At 37.1% G+C, this 11,770-nt stretch carries 14 protein-coding genes; 3 read left to right on the top strand and 11 right to left on the bottom strand.

From position 1 onward, the window contains the following. Positions 1 to 24: 24 nt before the first annotated feature. From ABH961_RS19135 to ABH961_RS19105, 7 genes are all read right to left on the bottom strand, one after another. Positions 25 to 969 carry an N-acetylmuramoyl-L-alanine amidase gene (locus ABH961_RS19135; RefSeq protein WP_404519811.1) on the bottom strand — a complete coding sequence of 315 codons (945 nt, stop codon included), beginning with the start codon at positions 967 to 969 and terminating at the stop codon, positions 25 to 27. A gap of 38 nt (positions 970 to 1,007) precedes the next feature. After that, complete coding sequence (locus tag ABH961_RS19130; protein WP_098048123.1) at positions 1,008 to 1,352, bottom strand: thiamine transporter; 345 nt, start codon at positions 1,350 to 1,352, stop codon at positions 1,008 to 1,010. Positions 1,353 to 1,546: 194 nt separating this feature from the next. Further along, entirely contained in the window at positions 1,547 to 2,161 is a 615-nt protein-coding gene (gene ytpR, locus ABH961_RS19125; RefSeq protein ID WP_048540736.1) for a YtpR family tRNA-binding protein, read from the bottom strand. Then, complete coding sequence (locus ABH961_RS19120) at positions 2,158 to 2,970, bottom strand: DUF1444 domain-containing protein (protein ID WP_000784602.1); 813 nt, start codon at positions 2,968 to 2,970, stop codon at positions 2,158 to 2,160. The genes ytpR and ABH961_RS19120 overlap by 4 nt, the downstream gene beginning before the upstream one ends. A 78-nt stretch (positions 2,971 to 3,048) precedes the next feature. Beyond that, positions 3,049 to 3,363: a thioredoxin family protein gene (locus ABH961_RS19115; protein ID WP_000838193.1), complete on the bottom strand. Its 315-nt coding sequence runs from the start codon at positions 3,361 to 3,363 to the stop codon at positions 3,049 to 3,051. Positions 3,364 to 3,446: 83 nt separating this feature from the next. Further along, positions 3,447 to 3,956, bottom strand: coding sequence for a DUF84 family protein (locus tag ABH961_RS19110; protein WP_404519809.1), 510 nt, complete (start codon positions 3,954 to 3,956; stop codon positions 3,447 to 3,449). 132 nt (positions 3,957 to 4,088) lie between these two features. Continuing rightward, the gene (locus ABH961_RS19105) at positions 4,089 to 5,162 is read right to left on the bottom strand and encodes a M42 family metallopeptidase (RefSeq protein WP_001031515.1); all 1,074 of its coding nucleotides are present in this window, start codon (positions 5,160 to 5,162) and stop codon (positions 4,089 to 4,091) included. Positions 5,163 to 5,310: 148 nt separating this feature from the next. Here ABH961_RS19105 and ABH961_RS19100 point away from each other — a divergent pair, with 148 nt between their 5' ends. Continuing rightward, positions 5,311 to 5,622 carry a PepSY domain-containing protein gene (locus ABH961_RS19100; RefSeq protein ID WP_048540743.1) on the top strand — a complete coding sequence of 104 codons (312 nt, stop codon included), beginning with the start codon at positions 5,311 to 5,313 and terminating at the stop codon, positions 5,620 to 5,622. A 72-nt stretch (positions 5,623 to 5,694) separates the two neighbouring features. Then, positions 5,695 to 6,204: a GNAT family N-acetyltransferase gene (locus ABH961_RS19095; protein WP_098077504.1), complete on the top strand. Its 510-nt coding sequence runs from the start codon at positions 5,695 to 5,697 to the stop codon at positions 6,202 to 6,204. Positions 6,205 to 6,244: 40 nt separating this feature from the next. Here the strand turns inward: ABH961_RS19095 and ABH961_RS19090 are convergent, their stop codons facing one another. Together ABH961_RS19090 and trmB are read right to left on the bottom strand one after the other, a co-directional pair. Beyond that, entirely contained in the window at positions 6,245 to 7,099 is an 855-nt protein-coding gene (locus tag ABH961_RS19090) for a YtnP family quorum-quenching lactonase (protein WP_048540746.1), read from the bottom strand. Positions 7,100 to 7,170: 71 nt separating this feature from the next. After that, the gene (trmB, locus tag ABH961_RS19085) at positions 7,171 to 7,824 is read right to left on the bottom strand and encodes a tRNA (guanosine(46)-N7)-methyltransferase TrmB (RefSeq protein WP_001239384.1); all 654 of its coding nucleotides are present in this window, start codon (positions 7,822 to 7,824) and stop codon (positions 7,171 to 7,173) included. Between the two features lie 228 nt (positions 7,825 to 8,052). On the opposite strand from trmB, the gene ABH961_RS19080 reads away from it, so the two are divergent. Continuing rightward, the gene (locus ABH961_RS19080; protein ID WP_001122236.1) at positions 8,053 to 8,331 is read left to right on the top strand and encodes a YtzH-like family protein; all 279 of its coding nucleotides are present in this window, start codon (positions 8,053 to 8,055) and stop codon (positions 8,329 to 8,331) included. A gap of 3 nt (positions 8,332 to 8,334) precedes the next feature. Here the strand turns inward: ABH961_RS19080 and ABH961_RS19075 are convergent, their stop codons facing one another. Together ABH961_RS19075 and pulA are read right to left on the bottom strand one after the other, a co-directional pair. Continuing rightward, entirely contained in the window at positions 8,335 to 9,132 is a 798-nt protein-coding gene (locus ABH961_RS19075; RefSeq protein WP_002096266.1) for a phosphotransferase family protein, read from the bottom strand. Between the two features lie 227 nt (positions 9,133 to 9,359). Further along, positions 9,360 to 11,501: a type I pullulanase gene (gene pulA / locus ABH961_RS19070; protein ID WP_098847307.1), complete on the bottom strand. Its 2,142-nt coding sequence runs from the start codon at positions 11,499 to 11,501 to the stop codon at positions 9,360 to 9,362. Between the last annotated feature and the right edge of the window lie 269 nt (positions 11,502 to 11,770).

Below are 11,770 nucleotides of genomic sequence, written 5' to 3'. Positions count from 1 at the left end.
GCAGCCTTCCATGTAAGACTGCGTTTAAGCTTTACTCTTCCGATACTCATCTACACTATCCGTTACACTTTGCAATAAAGAATTTACATACTGTGGGTCAGATAATTTTTTATCTTCTTCAGAATTTGACATAAATCCAAGTTCTAATAGTACGCCAGGAACCTTTGCCCAATTAAATCCAGAAAGGTCATCCCTGAATTTAATTCCATTTACTTTCACTTGATGATTCTCTCTCATTTTATTTACAATCGTTTGAGAGATTTGAAGACTTTCAGCATAAATCTCTTTCGTGTACGGACTTCCTTCTGCCGGCGTTAATACAGCAAATCCACTTTGATTCGGATTTTCAGAGCCATCTACATGAAGACGTAAAAATAAATTCGCCTTATGATCATTCGCGAATGTCGCGCGTTCTTTATTACTTATATCCACATCTTGTGACGTTCTCGTCATTAATACTTGTATTCCCTTTGCTTCTAACTTTTCTTTTAATACGGAAGCCATTTCTAATACAAGAACAGCCTCTCTTTTTTTCGTCACAACACCAGTTGTACCATCTGTCACTTTATATTTTTGCGTCGTTGCTCCTGGCCCGATCGGCTCCAAATTTAAATTTGCTTTTTGTTGATGCCCTGGATCAATAACAACAAGAAACTTTCCTTGTTTTTCATTACTCTGTACTTTTTGTTCATTATTTTGCCGCGGTTGCTCAGTTGGCTGTACTGGCGTAGCTTCCTCTTTCTTTTCCTCGGCCGGCACTTCCTCCTGCTTATGCTCCACTTGCTCATTCGTTTGAACTTCTTTCTTTTCTTGTTCTTCTTGCTGCTTTTCTACCGGTGCGTCTTCCTTGTTATCTTGTTTTTTTTCCTGCATAGAAGATGTTACTTCTTTTTTCGGCTCTTCTTGCGAACAACCTCCCATATATATTCCAATGAATACAATCATGCTCATTATTTTTATATACTTCATGTGTTTCTCCCATCACTTTGCACCGGTCTCAAAGTTTTTTATAATTGTTTTATAATCTCATCCATATTTCCAATATGAACGGGTTGCCATGTTTCTGTACCACGCTCTGCCGTATAAACTAAATACGCACCATCAGCCACATTTACGAAAATCGGATCCCCCATATCTGTTTCGTATCCGATAACAATCCATTCTTCTTTCCATTTTCCATGTTCTTCACTTATTAATGAATTTTTATGTTTATCATATCGATAACCGATTTGCCCTTTTTCTAATTCATTTTCGCTAAACAAATATATTTCATAGGAACCTAGTTCGATATCTTGCTGTTTTGAAGTTTCAATTCGTTTCAGAAGTTCTGCAATTTTTAGTTGTTGTTTCATACGTCTATCCCCTTCTATTTTTCTAAATTTTAACTAGTTTGTTTATAAAATACAATATAGTTTTTGAGAAAAAAGGTGACATCCTTATCATATGAACGATTTTTTGAATATATCTGTCACAACTCGCAATATATGAATGATTCAACAGAAAAGAGAGGCTGTCCAAAAGGACAACCTCTCTTTTCTTACATCAATTAAAATTTGAACTCTTGTCCAACTTCAAAGCTATCTTCTAATACAAGAATACCTTTTTCTTGTGGAGCATCTGGAAGCTCTAATTCACGCGCTGAGCAAATCATTCCAGAAGAAGGAACACCGCGAAGTTCAGCTGGTTTAATTAACATACCGCTTGGCATTACAGCACCGATTTTTGCAACGACAACTTTTTGTCCTGCATCAACGTTCGGTGCGCCACATACGATTTGTAATGTTTCTGTACCGATTTCTACTTTACAAATGTTTAGCTTATCAGCATTTGGATGCTTCTCTTTTTCAGCTACATAGCCTACAACAAATTTTGGAGAAAGATCTGCTTCTACTTTTTCTTCAAAGCCGTTCTTCGCTAAAATCCCGTTGATTTTTTCTACAAATTCTTTCGTTAATGTTAGGTTACCTGTTTCTTTTACTTCTAAGTAAGAAGACGCATTAAAGATGTTGAATCCTGCTGTTACATTGCTTTCACGATCGTATACGCGTGCAACATCTCCTTTGCGATCAAAAGTACGGTTCTCTAAAGTAATATCTTGTAAGGCAACAATTAGAGTGTCACCAATTCCTTCAAGGTTGTAAAAAACGTTCACTTCGTTCATCCTTTCTCTTTTCCATCTGTCTTCTTCCGATTCTTCGCTAAAATAAAGATTGGCTCGAAGTCTCCATCTTCATATACGAATGAAAGTGATGTAATCGGAACATGCCCTTCGGCAAAAAATTTCATTGTCATTTGTGCAATAATATCATAACCGATTTCGTTGACGATATCAGCAATAATTAATACATCTTGGTGAGGAACAGCAACAACCATGTCACCAGAAATCTTTTCACGCATCGATTGTAGTAACGATTCGTTTAAAATACGCGTCGCATCATACCCATCATTTGTGTTTAAAAAGTAGAATGTATTCCCTGCTACTGTTTCTTGTTTAAATTCATATCCTAATGAGCGAGCGTTGAATAATGCCATCTCACGCACTTGTTGCTCTGTAAGTTCTAATTTTTGTAATAGACGCTCATCAATGAGTCGATACGTTTTATTCGAATCTAACGCGTAGTAAATACGTGTTTCCGCCGTATGATCCGTCATAATAAACGGATTTCCTTCTTCTGCTTGTTTCGGGAAAGAAGTAGAGCGAATAACAGGTAAAATTTTCGCTGCGCTATTTTCTTCTTTATGCATCGCAATTAACGCTTCTTGTACGTAATAAGCAACCTCTTCAATTGCTTTTTCTTTATTCACTTCCCATTTTGCCACAACTCCTGGAAGCGATACGTTAATACCTTTTTTCGAGTCTTTCTGTTCTATACGTAGAACTTCTTTCTCGCTATCATACTGAAAGTCCCATTCTGGGCGAGATAATTTCTTCATTAACTCGTCTTTCATCTTTTTACTTGTCATCTTCATCTCTTTTTCCTCCCTTCCAAAAAAATAACCTCCCCCGCGAAGGTAGAGGTTGTTTTACAATTCAATTGGCAAATTGCCTTATTTTAAACCTTCAATGAACTCTTCGATTTGCTCTTGTGTTTTACGATCTTTGTTTACATAGCGACCTGTTTCTTCACCCTTATTGTACGCTACAAAGCTTGGAATGCCAAATACGTCTAATTTTACGCATAGATCAATAAACTCATCACGATCTACATAGTAAAATGAGAAATCACTATATTTCTCTTCTACTTCTGGCATAAACGGGTCTACAAAACGGCAGTCTGGGCACCATTCTGCTGAGAACATAAAGACTACATTCTCTTCATTTTTCAATTGTTGGAATTGCTCCATGCTTTCTAATGATTTCATCTATATTTCCTCCTCTAACGAGTGCATTTTTTCATGTTATAATCTTTCTTTTATACTACCATACATCGCGCATGGTGCAAGGTTTATGCTTGCTTTTCGTCATACTTATATTGCCCAACAAGTAACTTAACAACGTGTACAAATAATTCCGTGCGGTCGACATAATCATCTGTAAAAATACCGATAGCACCTTCGTGACTACGAATATCTTTTCTCTGTACAAACTCTTCCATCACTTCACTTAACTCCTTGCCATCTTCAAGAGGTGCTAAAAAATCGTCTGGTAACTTAATACGCGCCCCGCCTGCAACGAATGTTTTACCGTCACTTGTTGCTAGCGCGCCCCAGTTACACATAAATAAACCGTGCTCCGTTTTCATTACGCCACCTTCTAATCCAATACCAATTTGAGCTTCTCCTTCTTGTAGCGCTTGCTTCGCTCTATTAACCGCTCCTTGCATCGTCTCTTCATCTGTAAACGGCTGATTTGCTACCCCTGAAGGAACAGAAAGAGATGTAATTATAGCATCCTTCCAAACCTTCTCCACAGCACCAACTTTCGTTTTATTCTTCGATCCAACTACTACTTTCATTTCGTTCACCTCTATATACATTCATCATCTTACCTTAATCAAATTACTCTTTATACATGGGAGCACGGCCACCACTCATCGATAGGGTATCTCTCCCACCTAAAAAAAGAAAGGCTCTTCAGCCCTTCTTCTCTACGCGTTATTCTTAATTGTCTCTAACGTCGTTTTATCCGTTGCTCTTACAAGCTTCGTAATGAGTTCTTTTGCTGCCGCATAATCATCAACATGTAAAATAGAAGCATGTGTATGAATATAACGTGCGCAAACACCAATTACTGCTGATGGGATACCTGAGTTACTTGTATGTACACGGCCCGCATCTGTACCACCTTGTGAAATAAAGTATTGGTACGGAATGTTGTGTGTTTCTGCTGTATCTAAAATGAATTCGCGCATTCCTCTATGCGTTACCATCGTACGATCATAAATACGAAGAAGAGCACCTTTTCCTAATTGACCGAACTGTGTTTTGTCACCAGATGCATCGTTTGCTGGACTTGCATCAAGCGCATAGAAAATGTCTGGTTGAATCATATTTGCAGCAGTTTGTGCACCGCGAAGACCAACTTCTTCTTGTACAGTCGCACCAGAGTATAATGTGTTTGGTAATGTTTCGTCTTTTAATTCTTTTAGTAATTCGATTGCAAGGCCACATCCGTAACGGTTGTCCCAAGCTTTCGCCATAATTTTCTTTTCATTTGCCATCGGCGTAAACGGACAGATTGGCACGATTTGTTGCCCTGGTTTTACACCAATCTCAATCGCATCTTCGTAGCTATCTGCACCTATATCAATTAACATATTTTTTATATCCATCGGTTTTGCACGTTGCGCGTCACTTAATAAATGAGGAGGAATAGAACCAACAACCCCAATAACAGGACCATTCTTCGTCATAACTTGTACACGTTGCGCTAATAACACTTGACTCCACCAGCCGCCTAACGTTTGAAAACGAAGCATCCCATTTTTCGTAATTTGCGTAACCATGAAACCTACTTCATCCATATGACCTGCTACAAGAACACGTGGGCCAGTTTCGTCCCCTTTTTTCAGACCAAATACGCTACCTAAACCGTCTTGCACAATTTCATCCGCATATTTGCTTAACTCTTGCTTCATAAAACGGCGTACATCATGTTCGAAACCTGATGCACCTTGTAATTCTGTTAACGTACGAAATAATTGTAATGTCTCTTTATTCACGAAGTCCCCTTCTTTCAAACCTTAGTAGAATACCTCTTTTATTGTAACGAAATTTTCGAAATGTTTCTAGTTTCTTCTTTTTTAACTGTATTTGCTTTATAATTATTATTGGTACACTATTTTTATTTTATAGAATTGAGGTGAATATATGAGCTGGAAAGGTTTAGTAGCAGGTCTTGGCGTTGGGTTCGCAGCTGGTTATCTTGTTGCAAACAAAGTACAAGAACAATCCCATATTTCTTCAGAAAAAGCATTGAAAATGGTGAAACAAGCATTAAGTCATAAAGGTGAAATTACTGGCTCTTGGGTACATATGGTTCCAGAGGCATTTGAAAAATATGATGTCGCATACGAAGTTTATCGTGGCGGTCTTACAACAATGTTAGATGATATACAAGAACGATTTGAATTTTTAGTTGATGCTAAAACAGGTACTGTTTTAGAGGTTATAGCAGCATAAAAAGGAGGGTTCCCATTAGGTGAACCTCTTATTTTTTAATTGTGAAAGAAATAAAAGGAGTATCGATGTTAGATGATATTAGAAACCGAATACTTATGCCTAAAGGAAATGCGACAAGATGATTTTGATGATTTAAAAATGATGTTGCAAGATCCAGATGTAATGTATGCTTATGATCACAATTTTTCTGATGCTGATGTCCAATCCTGGTTAGATAGAAATATAAAACGATATAAAGATTTTGGCTTTGGCTTATGGGGGATATATCTAAAAGAAACTGATGAATTTATAGGAAATGCCGGTTTAAGTATGCAGTATACTGATGTTGAACAGGTCATAGAAATTGGCTATTTGCTAAAAAAAGAATTTTGGCATAAAGGTTACGCAAGTGAAATTACTAAAAGCATTAAAGAATATGCTTTTAATAAATTAGGACTGTCAAAAGTCTATTCAATTATTAAACATGACAATATTGCTTCACAAAAAGTTGCTAAGAAGCTTGGTATGATTAAAGAAAAAGAATTCATGACTAAATATTATACTGGAGATATGCTTCATTATTTATATAGCATATCTAAATAGGAGGCTGCTCCAGCAAATATTCTGGAACAACCTCCTATTTTTATGCTTCTACACTCGTTTTCCGCTCTATCTTTTCTACAATATGTCCTTCCTTATTCCACTTTACTGCACGGTAATACGCGTCATGATAAAACGTAAACCAAGCATCGTTTTCAGCGCCGTATTCCATCCACTTTTTCTTATTTTCAATTGATGTCATTGGATAATCATCGTAGGCCATCACCCATAGTACATTTTGATGTGCGTGCGTCGGCAATAGGTCTGCTAAATGAATCATCGTTTCACCTTTGCTTTCTAAAGCAATGACTGCATGTCCATCACTATGACCACCTGTATGCGCCATTTTTATTTCATCCGTAATTTCTATTTCTTGCTGGAATGTAACAACTTGATCTACAATCGGCTCCCAATTTTCCTTCCAATATGTATTACGCGACCTGAGATTTGGGTTCCTCATTTCATTCCATTCTGTTTCGCTTACGTAAACTTTCGCATTCGGAAACGATGGTACAAGGTGATCACCTTCCCATTTCGTTAAACCAGATGCATGATCAAAATGCAGGTGTGTCATTAAGACGTACTGAATATCTTCAGGTTTTAAATCTAGTTTTTCTAATGATTTATAAACCGATGACTCTTCTGTTACACCTTGATTTCGCTTCATCTTCTCATTCAATTTACCGTTTCCTATTCCGGAATCAATGAGCATATTACCGTCTTTCGTTTGCAAAAGTAACGGATCTGTTCGTAAATAAATATGATTTGTATCATTATGTTTATATTTACGTGACCAAAGCACTTTCGGTACAACACCAAACATTGCTCCCCCGTCTAAATGTGTGTTCCCGCCTTTTAGCCACGTCACTTTTATATCTCCAATTTGTAACTGTTCCATTTTTCATCCCCCTTTCCTTTCAATATTAACATAAAATTCCGATTATTTTAGTTACAAAAAAAACCTATGCATTACTGCATAGGCTCTGTGCGATATTTTGCTTCAACTCGGTAAATACGATGACCTTTACTTGAGAATTTCTCTTCGTATTCCGTCATAATGTTTCCTTCATAATCACTATTATGAAGATCTAGGCTCAGGTAAGTTAATAACATACCATACTCAGCCATACTCATTAGAGAGTATTCAAATAAACCTTGGTTATCTGTTTTGAAATGAATTTCTCCGCCTTCTACTAACACTTCTTCATAATTGCGTAAAAATGTTTTATACGTTAAACGACGCTTCGTATGACGATTCTTCGGCCATGGATCTGAGAAGTTTAAATAAACGCGGTCAATCTCACCTTTTGCAAAGAAAACTGTTAAATCTTCAGCATCTTTATTAATTAACTTTAAGTTCGGCACTTCTTCTTCAATTAATTTATCAAGTGCATCTACAACAACACTTGTGAATTTTTCAATTCCAATATAATTAATATGTGGGTTTGCTTTTGCCATATCGTACATAAAGCGGCCACGACCTGTACCTACTTCAATATGAATTGGTTGCTCATTTCCAAATACTTCTTTCCAGTTACCAGCGCGCTCCTCTGGGTTTCCAATTACGATATGTGAATACTCATTAATTCGATCCATTGCATATGGTTTATGTCTTAAACGCATAGATGTCTCCCTCTCTTTACATAGCTATTTTAAAGGAATAATTCCTTCTCTCTGTTTTAATCAATCTCCCAAACAAAAAACCAAGTACGTACGAGCACTCGGTCCGTTTCTTTCAAGTATAAGATGTACCATTTTGATAAAAACTACATACAGCATTAAACATTCCATGACGAAACAGCTTTTTCTCGTACATTTGAAGAGAAAAACAATCGAAAGGATGATCCGTTCATGCCAATTAATCAACAACATCAGTTAGAAGTGCTGAAAGATATTTTAGTCAATCACCAAAGTGATTGTTGCGGGACAGTTTCTGAATGCGAGCAATTAGAGCGTCTCATTCAATCGTTACTCGCAAACGATAGTATAAGTAGTGACGCTAAAGCAATGCTAAACGATGTATATTCTTATAGTCAATCGGGTAAATCTTCCTCTAATTTGGACAACCACATTTCCAATAATCAAGAACAACTTACTCAGTGGATTGCTGGAATGGACAATTTTTCTTAAGTATTACTCTGAAGCAAGTAGTTGCTGTAAATATTGATGCCAATATTCAGCTTCTGCTTGCTGTTTTTTTGTTGTGTGCCATTGCATAGACAAAATCGTTTGTGCTATTACATACCATCTCATACGCCTAAGCAGCGATTCATCCATTTCAATATCATAATATTCGAGCCACTCGCTCCATTCATGGCGCGGAATGTACCAATATAATAACATACCGAGGTCTAGAGCTGGGTCAGCAATTACAGCTCCATCCCAATCAATTAAAAACAACTCATCTTCATCCGACAATAGCCAGTTGTTATGGTTCACATCACAATGGCATACAACGAATTCATTGTATTCAATATCTTTTAATGAATCCATTAAATATTGAAGGCCTTGCTGAATTGTTTCATCATCCCTTATATCTCCTCTTAAAACCAGTTGCAGTTGTTGTAATAACTCTTGTGCGTGGAGCGGCTGCTTCCCAAGTCTTTGAATCATCTGTACAAGCGCTTTAGAAGAGTGTATTTTCTTCAAAAGTTTCGCAACACGTTCTAGTTTCATATCCTCTGGCTCTAGCTTCTGTCCCGGAAGCCATTTTTGAGCAGAAATTACATCACCGTTCGTTACCCTTCTTGTCCAAAGTAATTTTGGAACAATTCCTTCTGCTGACAATACCGCTAAAAAGGGCGATGTATTCCGCTTTAAAAATAACTTCTGTTGTCCGTTTTGCGCAATATACGCATCGCCCGTTACTCCACCAGCCGGTACAAGACTCCACTCTTTTCCTAATAATTGTTCCAACCATTCCATATTCATTACCCGTTAACAAATCCTTATCTTTTATAGTTATGAAAAGAAAAACCGCAACATTTCTACATATGTTGTGGATTCATATATTTTACTGTAAATGAAAAGAAAACTTGGCATAAGCCAAAAACTCTCTATTTTATTTTACAAAACCTGTCATAGAATGACAACTTATCAAAATCGTCACCTTTGTCAATTCTACATTTATTACATTCTCATCGTCAAGTAGCGATTTGTCACATTATCGTCAATATATACGTGCTAATCGGAGCGAGCCTAAGTTCCTTTCCTCTAAATGAAGAAATTGGCTCTATTTTCGCTTGCTTTTCGTTTACTAACACATGCCACGTTTCTTCTTTCGGAAGTTGCACCGTTTTAGCTTCTAAACCGCTATTAAATAAAACTATAATCTCTTTCCACGGTCCAAATGATTCTGCATGCTCTAGGTGATATGCAAGTACTTCTGGAGATGTTTGCAAAAAAGTCATGTGCTTTTTTATAAGGTCTGCGTTTTGTAATCGGAATGCTCTGTGCTCTTTGCGAATCGCAATTAAACCTTTTATATAGTTAACGGTCTCTATCTCTTCCTCTTTTTGATCCCAATCTAATTGATTAATTTCATCATTTGCATTATAACTATTTTCATTTCCTTGCTTCGTACGATAAAACTCTTGCCCAGCATGTAAGAAAGGAATGCCTTGCGAAAGAATCACCATTGCGCTCGCTAGAAGGTGACGTTTTTTCAAAATCTCTTCTGGTTCTTCATTACTCCGCATTAGTTTATCCCACATCGTCATATTGTCATGACATTCTACATAGTTAATGCTTTGCACAGGCTCTAGAAACAGACCTGTTTCTTTCATACTCAAAAGACTTCCCGATGCTATATACTGCAAATGATTACAGTCTACATGCCCACCAAATGCAAAACCACGCTTATTTATATGAAAGGTACTCCCTTTTATCCCATCACGAAATTGATCATTAAATTGCGCAATATGCGGCATTTTCTTTGCGTTATTTAACGTTGCTTTTTCCTCTAGAGGAAGTGGTGTTTGTAGCTCCCACCCTTCTCCTAATAACAATGCATCTCGCTTTATGTTTCGTACTTCTTTTTCTATTATATTCATTGTATCAACATCTAAAATTCCCATTAAGTCGAATCGGAATCCATCAACATTGTATTCAGTAAGCCAATATAAAATAGACTCTACAATAAATTTCCTCATCATTTTTCGTTCAGATGCTATATCATTCCCGACTCCCGTCCCATTAGAAGGCATACCATCTTCACCATGACGAAAATAATATCCTGGGACAAGCTTTTCAAATGATGATAGCTCTCTTTCATACACATGATTGTATACAACATCTATAATCACCCTAATGCCGTGCTCATGAAATGTTTCAATTAGTTGCTTACACTCTACTACCCTGTTATACGGATCAGAAGGATTTGTAGCATAAAATCCCGTAGGCGCATTATAATATAATGGATTGTAACCCCAATTATATGCAGAAGAAGGATTCGCCTCATCTACACCACCGAAACAATATAAAGGCAATAATTCAACATGTGTAACACCCAAATCTTTTATATGAGACAAGCCTGTTAACGTCCCATTTCGCCCTGTTGTCCCTTCTTCCATTAGCCCTTTATATGTTCCTTTTTTACTCACTCCACTGCCCTGATGAATAGTGGCATCACGAATATGCAGTTCATACAGTATGGCATCTGTCATTGCGTGTAATGGTGGTAATTGCTCTCGTCTTGTTACATTTGTCTTTTCCAAATCGATAACAACGCCGTACTTCCCATTTACAGTCACTGACTTTGCGTAAGGATCCACTGCTTCATTCCATATTAAATTAATACAAACAAGAAATGTATACTTTTCTCCAGCTAAATTACCTTGTAATGTATGAGTCCAAACCCCACTTTCTCCTCTATACATTTCATGATCGGTATATTCTTTATCACTTTTATAAATCCTTACTTTCGCAAGCCTCGCAGTTGGAGCCCATACTTTAAATGTCGTTGCTTCTTTTTGATAAACAGCCCCTAAATCTGTACCCTCGTAATAATACTTTTCATCGAAAATCGCTGTTCTTATGACAGCACCTATTTGTAAATCTGTTTCTTCATTCCGTTCATCTCGTACTGTATAATACTTCCCCACATCTAGCGGCTCTTCTATAAAGCACTCATACTTCGTTGCATCCGGAAGCGCAATTGTATGAGCAATCGGTAAATCTTTCACGTTACTTCCTTCTTGCAAACGAAATGTCCGGCTTGTTCCATACGCATGTGGGAGCAAAATTGTAATTTTATTCATTTCATCTAAATAGGCATCAAATGGACGTTTTACTTTCAACATAAAAAAATCACCATCATTCTTAAAGTTAAAATAAAGTGAGACTTTAATCAGCGGGAAAGCTTTCCCCCACTGATTATTAGCCTTCACCAATTGGGCCTTTATGGGCAGTTGATATCCCACCTAACTTCTTTGCTTGATCCTAATTTTGGGGTAGGAGTCTTACTGCCCGCAAATAGAGGGATGAAACGAGCTGCAAATGATAAGACTTTTCTTATCATCGAAGCCCTATACAGTAACTCATTATTCTCTATAGTATATTCACCTGTATA

The sequence above is a fragment of the Bacillus sp. RC251 genome (assembly GCF_044908765.1).
Classification (GTDB): domain Bacteria; phylum Bacillota; class Bacilli; order Bacillales; family Bacillaceae_G; genus Bacillus_A; species Bacillus_A wiedmannii.
Note: the sequence above shows the minus strand (reverse complement) of the source record. Positions and strands in the feature narration are given on the sequence as shown.

What these genes read in the sequence shown, in the direction of transcription:
- ABH961_RS19135 (WP_404519811.1), bottom strand. Translation starts at nt 969, where the DNA reads ATGAAGTATATAAAAATAATGAGCATGATTGTATTCATTGGAATATAT.
- ABH961_RS19130 (WP_098048123.1), bottom strand. Translation starts at nt 1,352, where the DNA reads ATGAAACAACAACTAAAAATTGCAGAACTTCTGAAACGAATTGAAACT.
- ytpR (WP_048540736.1), bottom strand. Translation starts at nt 2,161, where the DNA reads ATGAACGAAGTGAACGTTTTTTACAACCTTGAAGGAATTGGTGACACT.
- ABH961_RS19120 (WP_000784602.1), bottom strand. Translation starts at nt 2,970, where the DNA reads ATGAAGATGACAAGTAAAAAGATGAAAGACGAGTTAATGAAGAAATTA.
- ABH961_RS19115 (WP_000838193.1), bottom strand. Translation starts at nt 3,363, where the DNA reads ATGAAATCATTAGAAAGCATGGAGCAATTCCAACAATTGAAAAATGAA.
- ABH961_RS19110 (WP_404519809.1), bottom strand. Translation starts at nt 3,956, where the DNA reads ATGAAAGTAGTAGTTGGATCGAAGAATAAAACGAAAGTTGGTGCTGTG.
- ABH961_RS19100 (WP_048540743.1), top strand. Translation starts at nt 5,311, where the DNA reads ATGAGCTGGAAAGGTTTAGTAGCAGGTCTTGGCGTTGGGTTCGCAGCT.
- ABH961_RS19095 (WP_098077504.1), top strand. Translation starts at nt 5,695, where the DNA reads ATGATATTAGAAACCGAATACTTATGCCTAAAGGAAATGCGACAAGAT.
- ABH961_RS19090 (WP_048540746.1), bottom strand. Translation starts at nt 7,099, where the DNA reads ATGGAACAGTTACAAATTGGAGATATAAAAGTGACGTGGCTAAAAGGC.
- trmB (WP_001239384.1), bottom strand. Translation starts at nt 7,824, where the DNA reads ATGCGTTTAAGACATAAACCATATGCAATGGATCGAATTAATGAGTAT.
- ABH961_RS19080 (WP_001122236.1), top strand. Translation starts at nt 8,053, where the DNA reads ATGCCAATTAATCAACAACATCAGTTAGAAGTGCTGAAAGATATTTTA.
- ABH961_RS19075 (WP_002096266.1), bottom strand. Translation starts at nt 9,132, where the DNA reads ATGAATATGGAATGGTTGGAACAATTATTAGGAAAAGAGTGGAGTCTT.
- pulA (WP_098847307.1), bottom strand. Translation starts at nt 11,501, where the DNA reads ATGTTGAAAGTAAAACGTCCATTTGATGCCTATTTAGATGAAATGAAT.